The sequence below is a fragment of the Celeribacter indicus genome, from assembly GCF_000819565.1.
Taxonomy (GTDB): Bacteria; Pseudomonadota; Alphaproteobacteria; order Rhodobacterales; family Rhodobacteraceae; genus Celeribacter; species Celeribacter indicus.
This window is the reverse complement of the sequence record NZ_CP004393.1, coordinates 2,567,070-2,584,865: the sequence shown is the minus strand read 5'-3', so window position 1 is coordinate 2,584,865 and position 17,796 is coordinate 2,567,070. Positions and strand designations below refer to the sequence as shown.

Sequence of the window (17,796 nt, the reverse complement as noted above, 5' to 3'; positions counted from 1 at the left end):
CAGGCCCGGCAGGGCTTTGTTCCCGCCTCCTCCGGCGCCGGAGATCACGTCTCGGGTTCGGCCATCCGCCGGTGCATCTGCGCCAGGACCGTGTCGGGAATGATGCCGGCAAAGGTCGCCTGAACCTTGGTCATGAAGCCGGTCACAACCCCGCTTTCGCCCTTCATCATCGCGTCGTAGCCCTTCCGCGCCACCATCGCGGGATCGTCCTTGCCCTCGTCCCGGCCGATCGGCGTTTCCTCCATATGGGCGCGGTCGAAGAACTCGGTCTCGGTGGCGCCCGGCATCAGGCAGGTGACCGTGACGCCGCTGTCCTTCAGCTCGTTGCGCAGCGCATAGCTCAGGCTGTCGAGATAGGCCTTGGTTCCGTTATAGACCGCCTGAAAGCTGCCGGGGATCTTCCCGGCGATCGAGCCCGTCACGAGGATGCGGCCCCGCCCGCGCGCGCGCATCCGCTGTCCGCACTCGTGGAGCTGGCGCGTGGTGCCGCAGACGTTGAGGGCGATCACCTTGCCGATTTCGCCGGGATCCTCGTCGAGAAAGGCCTCTCCCAGACCGATCCCGGCATTGGCCATGAGGAAATCGACCTCCCGCCCGGCCACTGCCTGCCACAGTCGCGCGTCGCCTTCGGGCGTGGCGAGGTCCGCGAGGACGGCGGTAACCTCCACGCCTTCGCCGCGCAGCCGCTCCGCGACCGCCTCGATCTCCGCCTCATCCGCGCAGATCACCAGGTCGTGCCCGTCACGGGCACAGAGCTTCGCAAGTTCGAGACCGATCCCGGTCGAGGCGCCGGTGACGACGGCGAGCAGGTTGGTTCCGGGCATTCGGGGACTCCTTTCCGGCGGGATCAGGGGGTCAGGACGACTTTGGTCCACTCGTTCTTGTTCTCGTGGAAATTGGCATAGCCGGTCGCCGCCTCCTCGAGCGGCAGGCGGTGGGAGATGAGGAAGGTCGTGTCGATCTCGCCCTCTCCGATCCGGCGCAGCAGGTCCTGCGAATATTTCTGGACATGGGTCTGCCCGGTGCGCCACTGGAGGCCTTTCTCCATGAAGGCGCCGAGCGGGAACTTGTCGAGAAATCCGCCATAGACCCCCGGCACGGAGACCCGGCCGCCCTTGCGGCAGGCGAGGATCGCCTCGCGCAGCGCATGGCCGCGATCCGCCCCGAAGCCGAAGGTCTGCTTGGCCGCGTCGAGCACGGCATCGGGCGCGAGCCCGTGGCTCTCCATCCCGACCGCGTCGATCACCGCATCCGGGCCGAGACCGCCGGTCATCTCCCTGAGCGCCTCGAGGACATGGCTGTGGCGATAGTCGATCACCTTCGCGCCGAGCGCGCGGGCGAGCTCCAGCCGGTGCGGGTAATGGTCGATGGCGATCACCTGATGCGCGCCCATCAGCAGCGCGCTCTGGACCGCGAAGAGGCCCACCGGCCCGCAGCCCCAGACGGCCACGGTGTCGCCCTCCTCGATGTCGCAATTGTCGGCGGCCATCCAGCCGGTCGGCAGGATGTCGGAGAGAAACAGCACCTCCTCGTCGGAGAGCCCGTCGGGGATCACGATGGGTCCGACATCGGAAAAGGGGACGCGCACATACTGCGCCTGTCCGCCGGGATAGCCGCCGGTCAGGTGCGAATAGCCGAACAGGCCGGAGAGCGCATGGCCGTAAAGCAGTTCGGAACTGTCCTGCGTCTCTGCCGGGTTGGAATTGTCGCAGGCGGAATATTGCTGCCGCGCGCAGTGAAAGCATTTGCCGCAGGCGATGGTGAAGGGCACCACGACGCGCTGGCCCTTCTTGAGCGGGCTGTCGCGGCCGGTCTCCACGACCCGGCCCATGAATTCATGGCCGAGAATGTCGCCCCGGTGCACGCCGGGGATCACCCCGTCGTAGAGATGCAGGTCCGAGCCGCAGATCGCGGTGGCGGTCACCTCGATGATCGCGTCCCGCGGGTTGACGATCTCGGGATCGGGAACGGTCTCGACACGGACGTCGTGTTTGCCGTGGAAGGTCAGCGCGCGCATACGGTTCTCCTCAGGCTGCCCGACGGTTCGCGGCGGTGGCGACCTCGCCGGTTTCCATCAGCATCTTGAAACGTTTCAGTTCACGGCGCCCCTGAAGCTCGGGCTCGCGCCGGAAGAGCTTCGCGACCAGCCGGCCGAGTTCTCCGGCGGGCGGGACATAGGCCACGACCGCCTCGACCTCGGTGCCGCGACCACCGGGCGCGTCGCGGAACATCACCTTGCCCTCCGTGTCGATCTCGGACCCCTCGACCGAGCGCCAGGCGATCTCCTCGTCCTTCCGGTCGGAAACGATCCGCGTCTTCACCCGGATCTCGCCGGCCGGCGCGCGGATCGTCCAGGTCGAAAGCTCGCCCTCCACCTCGACCGCCTCGATATTCTCCATGAAGCGCGGCAGGTTGCCGAAATCGCGCCAGAAGGCATAGAGTTCGGACCGCGGGCGGTTGATCGTCACCGTGCGTCCGATCACGGCGTAATCGCCGTAGCGGCTGCGCCGGCTCGTGCGGCCCGGCGCGCTGTCGCGCATGCCGGGGGCGGTCGTCGCCATCCGCCGCGTGACGCCGAAGAGCACTCCGCCCACCGCCACACCGAGGGCGAGGGCGAGCGCCGTTTCCGCGCGCGGTCCGAGGCCGCTGTCTGTCCTGCGTTCAGTCCTGCGTTGCCGTGTCATCGGGGATCGGTCTCCTGTCTGCCGTTGTCTGCCGCGTATCTGGTCCCGCAAACAGGAGCGGGAGCGGATTGTTCCCGGCAAACGCCGGCGGTCCTCGCACCGCAGCCAGGTCTTCGGCGGCAGGTTTCCGAGCGACCCGTCCCGGTGGTGAGAAGCCTCTCGGGCGCCTGCTGTACGGCATCGCCTTCGTGCCGCGGTGTGATTCGGTGCCGGTCGGCAGACCGCTGGGCGAATTGTTCACGCTTATCAACAAATTGTAGAAGAACAGGGCGATTGGTTCGCGCATGACGCGAAAGCGGGCGGCGCCAGAGGGGCGGGAACAGGCCGGGTCGCGATGTTTGGGGCGTGGATGCCTCCGATCCGGCGGATGGGCCAAAAACAACGTCGCAACATGCTGATAATATTTTCGAATTGGGAATATTCCGAGGCAGGACCGCAGCGCCGGAACGGGTTTTCCCCCCGCATTCTGCCGCAGCCAGGCCCGTTTCGCGTCAGAAACTCGACAAGCTTCGGTCATTTTCCCCGTTGCGCGGCCGCATTTTTGCCATATCCCTAGAAGGGCCCAACCTGGGGGCACAAAGGCCAAGGGGGCGGCCGCGTGAAACCTGATGTCCGGAGCGGATGTCGGATCCCGCGTGACCGTATGGCCTGGGCCGGGAAACCGGCCTGCTGCTGAGTGAGACGATTGCAAATGCCAGTCGGCGCAATGGCGTCGTGTCTGTCCCGTGTCCGAAGACGCGCATGTGCTCACATGTCGTGGCCGGACGCATGTTGTGGCTCTTGTCCGGTGCGCCGGACGGTTGATTTTTCCGTTCCGGGGGAACGGCGGGTAAGGAGGTAGACGATGACGCGCAAGCACCACGATTGCGACCCGGCCAAGCCGGAGGAGCCGAGCGGAACCAACGGGATTGTCGAAGGCACCGCCGGCAACGACGTGATCGACACGGCCTATACCGGCGATCCGGACGGCGACATGATCGACGGGACGGACGGGCTCGACGACGTGGTCTATGCCGGGGGCGGCGACGACAGGGTCGAGGCGGGCGCGGGCAATGACGTCGTCTATGGCGACAGCGCGGTGGAAACCACCCGCGCGAGCGAGGTCTTCTCCTGGGCCCATCTGCCCGACCAGGACCACCGCGGCTCCGGCGCGGTCGACAATGGCGAGGATCTCGAGGGGCTCACGCTCCGGCTCGACACGGGGGCGGTGACGGTCTCGGTCACGACGCCGGACACCTATGACAGCTTCTTCCAGAAGGACATCGGCGTGGATTCGAATTTCTCCACCACGCGGGTGAACACCGACGGCGTCGAGGGAGCGGACAAGTATTCCTCGCTCAAGTCCTACGCCAAGGCGGGCGAGAGCGGCACCTACAACGTCTCCTTCTCCACGGCGGTGGAGAATGTCGCCTTCAACATCAGCGACATCGACGCCAATATTGGCCGCGTCACGATCGTGGCCTATGACAGCGAGGGCAGGGAGATCCCCGTCTCCTTCGACGCAGGCCACGACCTGAAGGTCACCGGGGGCACGGTGACGGCGCGGACCTATGACGACGCCAGCCCCGCCGCGGACTCCAATACCGTGACCGTGTCCATCGCGGGTCCGGTCTCCTCCTTCAAGATCATCCATTCCAACCCCGGCCACGGCCAGTCCGGCGTGCATATCTCCGACATCGCCTATGACGTGACGACCGGAGACACCGTGGTGCCCGGCGAGGCGGGCGACGACACGCTGATCGGAGGCGCGGGCGACGACATCCTCTATGGCGAGGGCGGCAACGACACGCTTCAGGGCGATGGCGGCACCAACCTGCTCGACGGCGGCACCGGGGACGACACCTTTATCGGCGGCGCGGGCGCGGACAGCTTCATCGGTGGGCCGGGGCAGGACAATCTCGACTATTCCGCCTCCGGCGCCGGGGTCACGGTGGATCTCGACAAGGAGACGCTTTCCGGCGGGGATGCGGAGAACGACACGATCATCTCCGGCATCGACGGCGCGATCGGCTCCGAATACGACGATACGCTGATCGGCTTCAACCAGCAGGGCAAGGCACCCGAGGACACCTATACGAACCAGTTCTGGGGCATGGGCGGCAACGATTTCATCTCCGGCGCGGGCGGGGACGACTATCTCGACGGTGGCGCGGGCAATGACACGATCCACGGCGGGGCCGGCAACGACACGATCATCGGCGGCGGTTTCGGCCTGCCGGATCGCGGCTATCCGGGCCTGTTCGACGCCGATGCCGATCCCGAAGACGACAAGGACACGCTCTACGGCGGGGCGGGGAACGACCTGATCTATGGCGGCGACGACGACGATTTCATCGACGGCGGCGACGGCAACGACACGATCTACGGCGGCAATGACGACGACGAGATCTATGGCGGCAAGGGCGACGATTTCATCGTGGGCGGCGAAGGCTCCGACCATATCGAGGGCGGCGACGGCAACGACACGATCTATGGCGGCATCGGCCCGGTCTTCGACGAGGTGAATATCGCCGATGACGCGGGCGATCTCGTCCCGGACAACGGCATCGACTATATCGACGGCGGGGCCGGCAACGACACGATCTACGGCCAGGACGACAGGGACGTGATCCTCGGCGGGTCCGGCAACGACTATCTCGACGGTGGGCTCGACGACGACGAGCTTTACGGCGGCGAGGGCGACGACCGGTTGTTCGGCGGGCAGGGGAACGACAAGCTCGTCGCCGGCGCCGGGCATGACCAGCTCGACGGCGGCACGGGCGATGACATCCTCATCGGGGGCGGCGACAACGACGTGCTCTCCGGCGGGGACGATCAGGACAGGTTCATCATTGATTTCTCCGGCGTCACGAGCGGCGTCTACAACACGACCGTGCACGGCGGGGCGGGCGGGGTCGATTACGACACGCTCGACCTGAGCGGACTGCTGTCGAACGGCTGGGTCATCACCCATTCGGTGCAGAACCCGGACAGCGACGGCAACGGCCATGACGGCCAGATCATGTTCTACAACCAGGATCTGAACGCCCATGCCAACCTGAACTACACGAATATCGAGAACGTGATCCCCTGCTTCACCCCCGGCACGCTCATCGCGACGCCGCGCGGCGAGGTGGCGGTCGAGGATCTGCGCGTGGGCGACAAGGCGATCACCCGTGACAACGGCCTGCAACGGATCCGCTGGATCGGCCGCAGGACGCTTTCGGCGGAGGCGCTCGCGGCGCAGCCCGGCCTGCGGCCGGTGCTGATCCGCCAGGGCGCGCTCGGCGCCGGACTGCCGGAACGCGACATGCTCGTCTCCCCGAACCACCGCATGCTGGTCTCCAACGAGAAGGCCGCGCTTCTGTTCGAGGAGCATGAGGTTCTCGTCGCGGCCAAGCACCTGACGCGGATCGAGGGGATCGACACGGTGGATGTCGCCTCCGTCACCTATGTGCATGTCATGTTCGACCGTCACGAGGTGGTGCTGTCCGACGGTTGCTGGTCGGAGAGCTTCCAGCCCGGCGACTACACGCTCGACGGCATCGACGCGGGCGCACGGGAGGAAATCTTCGCGCTCTTCCCCGAACTGCGCGATGTCGATGCGCGCGGCAGCTTCACCGCGGCCCGCCGCGTGCTGCGCAAGCACGAGGCGGAGTTGCTGGTGTCCTGAGCCTTCTCCTCCGGCGCCCCGCTCCGGGCACGGGGGATCCTGGGCTGTCCGGTCAGATCCGGCCGCACGATTCGCCCCTCCGACCATGGTCGGAGGGGTTTTCGTTGTCAGGTCCCGCCTCCGCAGCTCCATCGGAGGCTTTTCGGCCAAGGATCTGCTTCGAATGCGAAACAATCAGGGCCGTTGCCCTGAGATTGTGTTGGCTCAGCCGTCAAAACTTCGCAGATCGGAAAAAATTCTCTTTTTGAGTGATTTCTCCCCTTGGGTTGCTCGCCTTCCGGTAGCACACTGTCCGTGTTTCACATGTCCGGTCCCATGCCCGGAGGCACGCTGGCCTCCGCCGCGGCGGGACCGGGGGAGAAGGGGCTTATGGCGATCCATCGCGGCAAGGATGAGGGCAACGACAGGCGCGGCGCTTCCGCGCCCGATCCGCGCTGGCTCGCGCGGAACGGCCTCGTCCTCGACAGTGCCGTACATGGCGAAAGCCTCCTCCCCGGCATCGGCGCCGACGCGGCGATCGCGACGATGCGCGGCCTCGTCGCGGCGGGCGATCTGAAACCTGGCGACCGGCTCATCACCCGCGACGGCGGCCCGCGGGAAATCGTCTGGGTCGGACGATGCGATCTCACGGAGGCGGAACTCGCCCGGCAGCCGGGGCTTGCGCCGGTGCGGATCGCCGCGGGGGCGCTCGGCAATGGCCTGCCGGATCGGGCCCTGACCCTGTCTCCGCATCACCGGCTGCTCCTGCGCAGCGAGGCTGCGGCGCTCTATTTCTCCGAACGCGAGGTGCTCGCGCCGGCGGGCCATCTCGTTGGCCTGCCGGGGATTTCGCGCGTGCAGGACGCAGCGGTGAGCTATGTCCATGTCCTGTGCGACCGCCATGAGCTGACTCTCGCGAACAGCAGCTGGGCGGAGACCTTCCAGCCCGGCACCGCCGCGATGGCGGGGCTCGGGCCGGCCGAGCGGCGCGAGATCCGGGCGCTGGTCCCCGACCTGAGCGAAGGGGAGGGGCCTGCCGTCCAAGGCGCCGCACGCCGGACTCTCACGCGGCAGGAGACGCGGCTCCTGCTCGACTGGACCCGCTGCTAGAGCTTGCGCCAGTCGTCGGGCGTGTCGACGTCCCATGTCGCCGCGCCCGAGGGCATCGCGACCTGTTTCACGCCGTAGTGCTCGATCACCATGCGCGCGCCGTCGTCTCCGGAGAGCGCGGCGAAATCCGGCAGGACGGAGGCCGGGAAGATCACGGGATGGCCGCCGCGCTCCGTCTCGTCCATCGCGCGCACGATCCGGGCGCCCTCGAAGGTTTCGAAGAACTCCGTCAGCTTTTCCAGATGCGCACGGGTGACGAAGGGCAGATCCGCGAGGAGCACGATGAGCCCGTCATAGTCTCCCGCACGGGCCTCCGTGGCCAGCGCCTTCAGCGTCTCCGACAATCCCTTCTCTGCCCCGGCGACGAGGATGACGCGATCCTGCGGCTGGAGCAGGGCCTTGCGCGCGAGGTGGTAGGGGTGGTCCTCCGGCGGGAGGGCGATCACCGTGTCATGGCCGGATGCGGCGGAGATCGCCCGTGTCAGAAGCGTGTCGGGAGAATGCAGCGAGGGAGGGGTCGAAAGCTTGTCGAACCCCATCCGTGTCGAGCCTCCGGCGGCACAGATTCCAGCAAGCAAGCGCATGGCGCCTCCTCATTTCTCGGGCAACAGTCCGCGCGGCGAGAAGCGCAAAACCAGAAGCAGGATCAGACCCATCGTCAGATACCGCATGTAGGCCACCCGTTCGATCAGACCAGCCTTGAGCGGAGATCCGTCCTCGAGCCCGGCGGTGAGCAGCCCGATGATCCAGGCGCCGATCGGCTCGACCTCGACCCAGAGGAACCACACGAGCATCCCGCCCAGCACCGCGCCCCAGTTGTTGCCCGATCCGCCGACGATCACCATCACCCAGACAAGGAAGGTGTAGCGCAGCGGCTGGTAGGTGGTCGGCGTGAGCTGGCCGTCGAGCGTCGTCATCATCGCGCCCGCAAACCCGATGACCGCCGCGCCCAGCACGAAGATCTGGAGGTGCCGTCCGGTGACGTTCTTCCCCATCGCCTCGGCGGCGACCTCGTTGTCGCGGATCGCGCGCATCATCCGGCCCCAGGGCGACTTGAGCGCAAGTTCCATCGCCAGGACGATGACGCCGATCACCACGAGGAAGAAGAAGGCGTAGAGCAGCTTGACGAAGATCGTGGAGCCGACGACCGGATTGGCGCCGATCTGCTGCATCAGGTCGAGGAACCAGGGCGCCTGTTGCAGCTCGATCTCGTAGGGGACGGGGCGGGGGAGGCCGTTGACGTTCTTCACCCCGCGCGTCAGCCAGTCCTCGTTCTTCATCGCGGCGAGGATGATCTCGGCGATGCCAAGGGTCGCGATGGCGAGATAGTCGGAGCGCAGACCGAGCGCCGTCTTGCCGACGAGCCAGGCGGCACCGGCGGCGAGCAACGCCCCCACGGGCCAGGCGAGAAGCACCGGCAGGCCGAGCCCGCCGAGATAACCGCTCGTCGCCGGATCGACCGCCTCGATGGCGGCGACCGCCGGATCGAAGAGCCAGCGATAGGCGGCGAAGGCGACGATCAGGAAGGCGGCGAGGATGAAACCGCGCGCCCGCCCCCTGGGCAGGCGTTTCCACAGCAGGATCGAGACCGCGATGGAAGCCGCGCCCACCGCGAGCGCGAGCAGCACCCGCAGGCCGCCCGCCGACCAGGCGGCAGGCACGGGCGGCATGGAGGTGAGCACCACCGCGAGCCCGCCGAGCGCGACGAAGCCCATCACGCCGACGTTGAACAGCCCGGCATACCCCCATTGCAGGTTCACGCCCAGGGCCATGATCGCGGAGATCAGCCCCATGTTGAGGATCGACAGGGCCGAGTTCCAGGACTGGAGCAGGCCCACGGCGAGGATGAGCACGGCCATGGCCGCGAAATAGAGGGGCGCGCGGGTCCGGGTCACATGGGTCATATGGATTGTCCCTTGAACAGGCCGGTGGGTTTGAAGAGCAGCACGATGATCAGGATCGCGAAGGACACGGCGAACTTGTAATCGGTGGAGAGAAGCTGCACGAGCCCGTCGGGCGACCAGCCCTCGGGGCCGAGATAGGTGATGACCTTCTTGAACGCATAGGTGAGCGTCACCTCGGAGAAGGCGATGACGAAGCCACCCGCGATGGCGCCCAGCGGATTGCCGATCCCGCCGACGATGGCGGCGGCGAAGACCGGCAGCAGGAGCTGCTGGAAGACGAAGGGCCGGAAGGATTTGTCGAGCCCGTAGAGCGCGCCCGCGATGGTGGCGAGAGCCGCGACCAGAAGCCAGGTGATCGTCACGACGCGCTCCGGGTTGATGCCCGACAGCAGCGCGAGGTCCTCGTTGTCGGAATAGGCGCGCATGGATTTTCCGGTGCGCGTGCGGTTCAGGAACCAGAACAGCAGCGCGACGGTGATGAGGGCGACGACCAGGGTGATCGCCTGTGTCGTGCGGATCGCGAGCCCTTCGTCGAGGCCGGACCAGGCCCTGAAGTCGCGGGCGTTGACGAGGAAGCGTTCGCCATCGGCGAAACGGCGGTCGTCGACGCCGACGATCATCCGCACGATGCCGTTCATCATGAACATGACGCCGGTGGAGACGATGACGAGCAGGACCGGCGCGGCCTTCACCCGCCGGTAGAAGCGATAGACCGCGCGATCGGTGAACAGCAGCAGCAGCGCCGTGGCCGCGATCCCGAAGGGCAGGGCGAGCAGCGCCGTGGGCAGCGGGCCGAGGGTGATCCCCCGGCTCTGGAACAGCGCGGTGACGAGCACCACGACCATCGCGCCGAAGGACATGGTCTCGCCATGGGCAAAGTTCGAGAACCTGAGCACCGCATAGATCAGCGTCACGCCGAGGGCGCCGAGCGCGAGCTGTGCGCCATAGGTGGTGGCCGGGACGATGACGAAATTGGTGAAGGCCACGAGGGCGTTGAGGAAGTCCATGGCTCAGCCCCCAAGGAAGGTGCGGCGGACCTCGGGATCCGCGAGAAGGTTGGCGCCGGTGTCTGTATAGGCATTCGCCCCCTGCACGAGCACATAGCCCTTGTCGGCGATCCCGAGCGCCTGGCGGGCGTTCTGTTCGACCATGAGGATCGAGATGCCGGTACGCGCGACCTCGATGATCCGGTCGAACAGCTCGTCCATCACGATGGGCGAGACGCCCGCGGTGGGCTCGTCGAGCATCAGGAGTTTCGGCCGGGTCATCAGCGCACGCCCCACGGCGACCTGCTGGCGCTGGCCGCCCGACAATTCGCCGGCGTGCTGGTGGCGCTTTTCCTTCACCGCCGGGAAAAGGTCATAGACCTGTTCGATGGTCTCCTCGATATCGTCCTCGCGGATGAAGGCGCCCATCTCGAGATTTTCCCGCACGGTCATCGTGGGAAAGATGTTGTGGGTCTGCGGCACGAAGCCCATGCCCTTGCGCACCCTCTCCTGCGGCGAGAGGGCGGTGATGTCCTCGCCGTCGAAATGCACATGGCCCTCGCGCAGCGCGAGCATGCCGAAGACGGCCTTCATCGCGGTCGATTTCCCCGCGCCGTTCGGGCCGACGATGACGGCGATCTCGCCCTTCTGCACGGTGAGCGTGCAGCCGTGGAGAATATCCGCGCCGCGTCCGTAGCCGCCGCGCATCCCGCTTGCATGCAGAAAGGTCACTCTGCGCCCTCCGGCTTCCTGTTCTTCACGCCGGTGCCGAGATAGGCCTCGATCACCGCCTCGTTCTGCATGATCTCCGCGGCGCTGCCCTCGGCCATCACCTTGCCTTGCGCCATCACGATCACCGGATCGCAGAGCTGCTTGATGAATTCCATGTCATGCTCGATCATGCAGAAGGTATAGCCGCGCTCGATGTTGAGCCGCCGGATCGCCTCCCCGATCGTGTAGAGCAGCGTGCGGTTCACCCCCGCGCCGACCTCGTCGAGAAAGACGATCTTCGCATCCACCATCATGGTGCGCCCGAGCTCGAGGAGCTTCTTCTGGCCGCCGGAGATCTCCCCCGCCTTCAGGTCCGCGATATGGGAGATCGTCAGGAACTCGAGCACCTCGTCGGCCTTCGCGCGCAGCGCGCGTTCCTCCTCGGCGATGCGCTTGCGTCCGAACCAGGTGTTCCAAAGCGTCTCGCCCGATTGCTGCGGCGGCACCATCATCAGGTTCTCGCGGCAGCTCATCGAGCCGAACTCATGCGCGATCTGGAAGGTGCGCAGGATGCCCTTGTGAAACAGCTCGTGCGGCTTCAGCCCGGTGATATCCTCACCGTCGAAAAGCACCTGCCCGGAGGTCGGTGTGAGAACCCCGGCGATGCAGTTGAAGAGCGACGTTTTCCCCGCGCCGTTGGGGCCGATCAGCCCCGTGATGGACCCTTGCTCAAGCGTGAGCGAAGCGCCGTCCACCGCGCGAAAACCGCCGAAATGCATGTGCAGGTCACGCACTTCGATCATTGGAGTATGTCCCGTGTTTGTCCCGGCTCTCATCGACGCGGGCGGGCCCGGATAGGAAATTCAGCCCGGCACGTCAAGGGCACGCGCCGGGCCATCGGTCAAAGTGACGCGCCGTCTCAGCGGATGTCGACGGTCTCGTAGGCGCCGTCGGTGATCGTGTAGTAGCGGTAGGAGCCCGCGGCCTCGCCCGCCCCGATCAGTTCGACATTGGTCGCCCCGATATAGTCGATATCGCCACCCTCGGCCAGGATGTCGAGCGCCTTCTCGAATTCGCCCGGCAGGATCGGTTCGCCCGGCGCGTTCGCCACGTCCATGACATTGGCCGCGACGGCTTCGCGCGTGGCTTCGCCGCCCTTGGCCATGGCGAGCGCGATCAGGGCACCGGCGTCATAGCTTTCGCGGGTATAGGTGCTGTCGACGGTGATGCCCGCCTCGGTGCCCAGTTCGGTGAAGCGGTCCGTGCCTTCGCCCTCGGCCCAGGGCACCACGCCGAAGGAGCCCTCGACGATGTCGCCGAGCCCCAGGAGACTTTCGCCATACATGCCGTCGCCCACGAGGAAGGTGTCGAAGGCACCGGTATCCACGGAGGACTGGATGATGTTCTTGCCGCCCTGGTCGATATAGCCCAGCACGACGAGCAGCTCGCCCCCGGCGGAGGCCAGCGCCGCGATCTCCGCGGAATAGTCGGCCTTGCCATCCTCATGCGGCGCGCTCAGCGTGATCTCGCCGTCGAAATTCGCGGCGAAGGCATCCGCGAGGCCCTTGCCGTAATCGGAGTTGTTGTAGGTCACCGCGACCGAGCTGATGCCCTGTTCCTCGAGCACGTCGGCCAGGATCTCGCCCTGGCGCGCGTCCGAGGGGGAGGTGCGGAAGAACAGGTCGTTGTCCTCGACCGTGGAGAGGCCCGGCGAGGTGGCCGAGGGAGAGATCATCACCACGCCGTTGGGCACGGCGACATTGGAGAGCACGGCGCCGGTCACGCCGGAGCAATCCGCGCCCATGATCGCCACGACGCCGTCGGCCGTGACCAGACGCTCGGCGGCCGCGGTGGCCGCGGAGGCGTCCACGCAGGTGCTGTCGGCGCGCACGGAGCTGATGGTCGAGCCGTCGAGGAACTTGCCAGTTTCGGAAATTTCCCTGAACGCAAGCTCCGCGCTGTCCGCCATGTGCGGCATGATGGTCTCGAGCGGACCGGTGAAGCCGAGAAGGATACCGACCTTGACGTCTTCGGCAAAGGCCGCACCGACCAGCGAGCCGGTCATCACGGTGGCGGCGGTAGACGCCAGAAGCAGCTTTTTCATATGGAAATACTCCCTGTTTGGATCCTGTCCTGAGCCGGAGACTAGAACGGCTTCGACCGATTGGAAAGAGACCGGCGCGCCGATCCCCTCCGCTTTCCGGGCCCTGGCGCGAAAATGACGGCACGTCCGGGGGGCAAGGCCGTGCCGGGAACGGAAGAACGCGCGGCGCGGGCCCGGCCGCCGCGACTCACGCGAATGCGAGGAAACGTCATTTCCCCCGCGTCGCATCGGCCTAGATCTTTTCTCGACGCCAGTCGCGCGGCCGCGTGGATCGCGGACCGTTCCGGCACATCAGACGATCCCCCGACCGCAAGGAGACCGCCATGACATCCCGCAGACCCCCCGCTCGACCCCTTCCGACCGCGCTCGTCCTCCTGATCCCGACCCTGCTGCCCGGCCTCGCTGCCGCGGAGACCCGGCAGGCCGGCGATCTGAGCGTCGAGGTCACGCCGGCGGTGACGGGGCTCGACATGCCCTGGAGCATCGACTTTCTGCCGCGCGGGGGCCAGTTGATCACGCAGATCGACGGGACCCTGCTGCTCGTGGAAGACGGCGAGACGACGGAGGTGCCCGGCACGCCCGAGGTCTGGGCGAACGGGCAGGGCGGCCTGCTCGACATCCTCGTGCCGCGCGATTTCGCGGAGAGCCGGGAGATCTACCTGAGCTATTCCAAACCCATGGAGGGCGGCGCGGGCACCGCCCTCGGCGTCGGCACGCTGGTCGACGGGGAATTGCAGGACTTCCACGAGATCTTCGCCATGTCGCAGGGATCGGACAAGGGCCAGCATTTCGGCTCGCGGATCCTCGAGGCGCCCGACGGCACGCTCTATCTGACCGTGGGCGAGCGTGGCGAGCGGGAGGCGGCGCAGGACCTGTCGCGCCACAACGGATCGGTGCTGCGCCTCAACCGCGACGGCTCGGTGCCCGAGGACAATCCCTTCGTGGATGACGGGGAGGCGCAGCCGGAGATCTGGTCCTACGGCCACCGCAACGCCCAGGGCCTCGCGCTCGACGCCGAGGGCGCGATCTGGGTCAACGAACACGGGCCGCAGGGCGGCGACGAGATCAACCGCATCGAGAAGGGCGCGAATTACGGCTGGCCGCTCGCGACCTATGGCGAAGAGTATGGCGGCGGACGGTTCGCACCGGAGGAGACCGAGAACACGACCGGCCCGCTGCATCAATGGACGCCCTCGATCGCGCCTTCGGGCTATGCGATCTATGAGGGGGATCTCTTCCCCTCGCTCCGCGGGGTCCACCTGGTCGGCTCGCTCAAGTTCGATTTCATCTCCGCGCTCTCGCCCGAAGACTGGTCGGAGACCCGCTGGGAATGGCCGGAAACCGCCCGCGTCCGCGATGTCACCGAGGCGCCGGACGGCTCGATCTGGTTTCTCTCCGAGACCGAGGGCACGGCCTACCGGATCACGCCGGCGGAGTGAGCGCGGACAGGGAGGCGCGCAAGGATCAGGCCGCTGCCTGGCATTTGCGCGGAATTTCCCGTCGTTTTTGGTTTTCTCAGGCCCGATTGATCTTTATAACCCCGGCACCGGCGCGCTAACATCCAGTACTGGGTGACGTTGGGGAATGTTAATGCTGACTTCGGAGAGAAGACGATGACGGATTGGGTGAAAACCGCATGGCGCAACAAACCGCGTGTGCAGATGCCCGACTATACGGACGAGGCCGCGCTGAATGCCGTCGAGGCACAGCTCGCCAAATATCCGCCGCTCGTCTTCGCCGGCGAGGCGCGCAGGCTCCGGCGCGAGCTTGCGAAGGCCGCGCGCGGGGAGGCCTTCCTGCTCCAGGGCGGCGACTGCGCGGAGAGCTTTGCCGAATTCGGCGCGGACAGCATCCGGGACACGTTCAAGGTCATGCTGCAAATGGCGATGGTGCTCACCTTCGGCGCGAAGGTGCCGGTGGTGAAGGTGGGGCGCATGGCCGGCCAGTTCGCCAAGCCGCGCTCCGCGCCGACCGAGACGACGGACGGGATCGAGCTGCCCTCCTACCGCGGGGACATCATCAACGGGTTCGACTTCACGCCGGAGGCGCGGATCCCGGATCCGAGCCGCATGCTCCAGGCCTATACGCAGGCGGCCGCCTCGCTCAACCTGCTGCGCGCCTTCTCCAAGGGCGGCTTTGCCGACATCCACCGGGTCCACGCCTGGACGCTCGGCTTCACCGAATCCGACGAGGCGGAGAAATACCGCGACATGGCGAACCGCATCCAGGATGCGCTCGATTTCATGAAGGCGGCGGGAATGACCTCCGACAACAACCACGAGCTCGCGACGGTGGATTTCTACACCTCGCATGAGGCGCTCCTGCTCGAATACGAGGAGGCCCTGACGCGGGTGGACAGCACGACCGGCGCAACCATCGCGGGGTCCGGCCACATGATCTGGATCGGCGACCGCACGCGGCAGCCGGACGGTGCCCATGTCGAATTCTGCCGCGGCGTGCAGAACCCGATCGGGCTGAAATGCGGCCCGACCACCGCCGCCGAAGACCTCAAGGTGCTGATGGAAAAGCTCAACCCGGAGAACGAGGCCGGGCGGTTGACCCTCATCGCGCGGTTCGGCGCGGGCAAGGTGGGCGATCACCTGCCGCGCCTGATCGAGACGGTGAAATCCGAGGGCGCGCAGGTCGTCTGGTCCTGCGATCCGATGCACGGCAACACGATCAAGTCGGACAGCGGTTACAAGACGCGGCCGTTCGAGCGGGTTCTTCAGGAGGTCCAGGAATTCTTCGCCGTGCACCGTGCCGAGGGCACGGTTCCGGGCGGCGTGCATTTCGAGATGACCGGCAAGGATGTGACCGAATGCACCGGCGGGCTGCGCGCGCTGTCGGACGGCGATCTGTCGGACCGCTATCACACCGCCTGCGATCCGCGCCTCAATGCGTCACAATCGCTGGAACTCGCCTTCCTCGTCGCGGAGGAGCTCCAGAAGGGCCGCACGCCCGAGATGATCGCGGCCTCAGCCTGAGGCGGGCCGGTTCCGGGCGGCGGGACCGCATCGGGGAGCCATCGGAAGCCGGGCCATGCGCCCGGCTTTCTCATGCGCCGCGATGGAAGATGAAACAGTCGCCCGTCCGGAGATAGCCGGCGCGCTCGTAGAAGCCCACTGCCTTCGGCGCGGCGATCAGGAGATGGGTCTTCACCCGCGGCGTGACCCGGACCGTTTCCGCGAGCAGGGCCTTGCCCAGCCCCTCTCCCTGCCGGTCCGCGGCGACGGCGAGTTCCGAACAGTAGAGGCAATAGGCGAAATCCGTCACCGACCGGGCCACGCCGACGAGCCGCCTCGTTCCGTCGCGCGCGGTCACGATCAGGTCGGCGCCCGCCAGCATCGCCGCAATCCGGTCGGGATCGCCGACGGGGCGGCGCTCGGCCAGGGTAGAGGCCTCGAGCAGGGCGACGAATTCCCCTGCGGAAAGGTCGGGTTCGGTGGCGAGAGTGACGGTCATCGGAGCTCCTGCATCTGTCGGCGCAGGAAAACACGCACATGGCCGAAAGGAAAGCCGCGACCGCCGCTTGCCATGCGGAAGACCCCCGCGCGGGATCACTCCTCGGTGTCGATGAGCCTCAGGCTCGGCTTTCCGCCCGTCGGGCGCGGCAAGGCCTCCGGATCGGCTCCGGTCGGGCTCTCCTCATAGCCGCGTGGTGCCTCGGCGAAGCCGGGCTGGGGCATCCCGCCGCCGATGGTGGGCTCCTGCGCCTTGCCGTCGCCGGGATCGAGCAACAGCGGCCGCGCGGAGCTGTCCACCACGTCGAAGCGGCGCGGCTGGCGGCCGATCTCGCCCCGCGACTGGAGACAGCCCAGCACGCGGTTGACGTCGCCGAGATCGGATTTCAGCGGGCAGAGGAGAAGCTGCGCCTCCATCGCGCCACGCCCGACGCCGCGTTCGGCCTTGAGGGTGACGACCGTGACCTGCGGCGTGTCGAAGGTCGCCTCGAGCGCCTTGGAGATCTTCGCACGCGCCTCCGGCACGAACATCGCGGTGAGCGGCATGCCCCGGACCTCCATTCCCATCAGGTCGGTGAGATGCATGCCGGCAAGGCGGAACCGCGCGACGCCGGGGGCGATGCGTTCCAGGATGAAGGCATATTCGAGGGCGGACTGCATGCCGCGCGGGTCGATGTCCGAGCGGGCGGGCACCGGCCGGCCGTTGCGCAGTCCGTCCCAGTAGGCCTCCACCGTCCGGAGCGCGGGAAAGCTCAGCCCGGTCCGGCGCGGCATGAGTGAAATGACGTTGGAGCCGCTGACATATTCGATCTTCATCTCTTCACCTGTAGTTCACGCCATGTCCCTGTGTCCCGAGGTCGTCATCGCGACGGTCTCGGGGCCCGTGCGTCGCTCCGGGGCGGGGCCGGCCCCGGCGTCCGACCGAATCCCGGTCACGGAGGCCGGCGGAGAGGTGCCGGTCTGCTCCGACTATGCCACGAGATTGGCTGATTTGGTGGAATTTCCTAACAAATGGTTAATATCCGTCGCCCCGCGCGAAAAATTTCGGCAGCAGGGCCGGACGGCGACAGCAGGGCCACACCAGCGCGCGCCGGAAAGCCCCGTTGATCCCCCGCCGTTACGGTCCGGGCCCGCTGGCGGGGCAGGGCCTGCGGATCTCTCCCGCAGCACCGCAGGCGCGCCGGACGCGCGAGGCCTCCGCGGTA

General features: G+C 67.0%; 15 protein-coding genes. 4 read left to right on the top strand and 11 right to left on the bottom strand.

What is annotated here, in order from left to right; all coding sequences use genetic code 11:
• Window positions 1-44: 44 nt before the first annotated feature.
• Genes P73_RS13030 through P73_RS13020 form a run of 3 tightly spaced genes read right to left on the bottom strand, consistent with a single transcriptional unit; the run spans window position 45 to window position 2,684 of the window.
• The gene (locus P73_RS13030) at window positions 45-824 is read right to left on the bottom strand and encodes an SDR family NAD(P)-dependent oxidoreductase (RefSeq protein ID WP_043869899.1); all 780 of its coding nucleotides are present in this window, start codon (window positions 822-824) and stop codon (window positions 45-47) included.
• Between the two features lie 23 nt (window positions 825-847).
• Window positions 848-2,017 (bottom strand): zinc-dependent alcohol dehydrogenase, encoded by a 1,170-nt coding sequence (locus P73_RS13025; protein ID WP_043869898.1) that lies wholly within the window; start codon window positions 2,015-2,017, stop codon window positions 848-850.
• Window positions 2,018-2,027: 10 nt separating this feature from the next.
• Window positions 2,028-2,684 (bottom strand): SRPBCC family protein, encoded by a 657-nt coding sequence (locus P73_RS13020; RefSeq protein ID WP_043869897.1) that lies wholly within the window; start codon window positions 2,682-2,684, stop codon window positions 2,028-2,030.
• An 844-nt stretch (window positions 2,685-3,528) separates the two neighbouring features.
• On the opposite strand from P73_RS13020, the gene P73_RS24435 reads away from it, so the two are divergent.
• Window positions 3,529-6,336, top strand: a complete 2,808-nt coding sequence (locus P73_RS24435; RefSeq protein WP_052453252.1) for a Hint domain-containing protein — start codon at window positions 3,529-3,531, stop codon at window positions 6,334-6,336.
• Window positions 6,337-6,639: 303 nt separating this feature from the next.
• Entirely contained in the window at window positions 6,640-7,425 is a 786-nt protein-coding gene (locus P73_RS13010) for a Hint domain-containing protein (RefSeq protein WP_082033229.1), read from the top strand.
• Here the strand turns inward: P73_RS13010 and P73_RS13005 are convergent.
• From P73_RS13005 to P73_RS12980, 6 genes are all read right to left on the bottom strand, one after another.
• A complete protein-coding gene (locus P73_RS13005) occupies window positions 7,422-8,009 on the bottom strand; it encodes a nucleotidyltransferase family protein (protein ID WP_082033228.1) in 588 nt (195 codons plus the stop codon). The two genes, P73_RS13010 and P73_RS13005, sit on opposite strands and share 4 nt — an antisense overlap.
• Window positions 8,010-8,018: 9 nt before the next feature.
• Window positions 8,019-9,329, bottom strand: coding sequence for a branched-chain amino acid ABC transporter permease (locus tag P73_RS13000; RefSeq protein ID WP_043869895.1), 1,311 nt, complete (start codon window positions 9,327-9,329; stop codon window positions 8,019-8,021).
• Entirely contained in the window at window positions 9,326-10,336 is a 1,011-nt protein-coding gene (locus P73_RS12995) for a branched-chain amino acid ABC transporter permease (RefSeq protein ID WP_043869894.1), read from the bottom strand. Before P73_RS12995 ends, P73_RS13000 begins: the two co-directional genes overlap by 4 nt.
• A gap of 3 nt (window positions 10,337-10,339) precedes the next feature.
• Window positions 10,340-11,047 (bottom strand): ABC transporter ATP-binding protein, encoded by a 708-nt coding sequence (locus P73_RS12990; RefSeq protein WP_043869893.1) that lies wholly within the window; start codon window positions 11,045-11,047, stop codon window positions 10,340-10,342.
• Window positions 11,044-11,829, bottom strand: a complete 786-nt coding sequence (locus P73_RS12985) for an ABC transporter ATP-binding protein (protein ID WP_043869892.1) — start codon at window positions 11,827-11,829, stop codon at window positions 11,044-11,046. The genes P73_RS12990 and P73_RS12985 overlap by 4 nt, the downstream gene beginning before the upstream one ends.
• Before the next feature lie 116 nt (window positions 11,830-11,945).
• Entirely contained in the window at window positions 11,946-13,130 is a 1,185-nt protein-coding gene (locus P73_RS12980) for an ABC transporter substrate-binding protein (protein ID WP_043869891.1), read from the bottom strand.
• Between the two features lie 323 nt (window positions 13,131-13,453).
• Between P73_RS12980 and P73_RS12975 the strand changes: the two genes are divergently transcribed.
• Together P73_RS12975 and P73_RS12970 are read left to right on the top strand one after the other, a co-directional pair.
• On the top strand, window positions 13,454-14,569 hold the full coding sequence (locus tag P73_RS12975) for a PQQ-dependent sugar dehydrogenase (protein WP_043869890.1): 1,116 nt from the start codon (window positions 13,454-13,456) through the stop codon (window positions 14,567-14,569).
• Between the two features lie 174 nt (window positions 14,570-14,743).
• Window positions 14,744-16,114: a class II 3-deoxy-7-phosphoheptulonate synthase gene (locus P73_RS12970; RefSeq protein WP_043869889.1), complete on the top strand. Its 1,371-nt coding sequence runs from the start codon at window positions 14,744-14,746 to the stop codon at window positions 16,112-16,114.
• Window positions 16,115-16,184: 70 nt separating this feature from the next.
• Here P73_RS12970 and P73_RS12965 read toward each other — a convergent pair whose 3' ends face one another.
• Together P73_RS12965 and P73_RS12960 are read right to left on the bottom strand one after the other, a co-directional pair.
• Window positions 16,185-16,592 (bottom strand): GNAT family N-acetyltransferase, encoded by a 408-nt coding sequence (locus P73_RS12965; RefSeq protein ID WP_043869888.1) that lies wholly within the window; start codon window positions 16,590-16,592, stop codon window positions 16,185-16,187.
• Between the two features lie 95 nt (window positions 16,593-16,687).
• Window positions 16,688-17,407, bottom strand: a complete 720-nt coding sequence (locus P73_RS12960; protein ID WP_043869887.1) for a PAS domain-containing protein — start codon at window positions 17,405-17,407, stop codon at window positions 16,688-16,690.
• Between the last annotated feature and the right edge of the window lie 389 nt (window positions 17,408-17,796).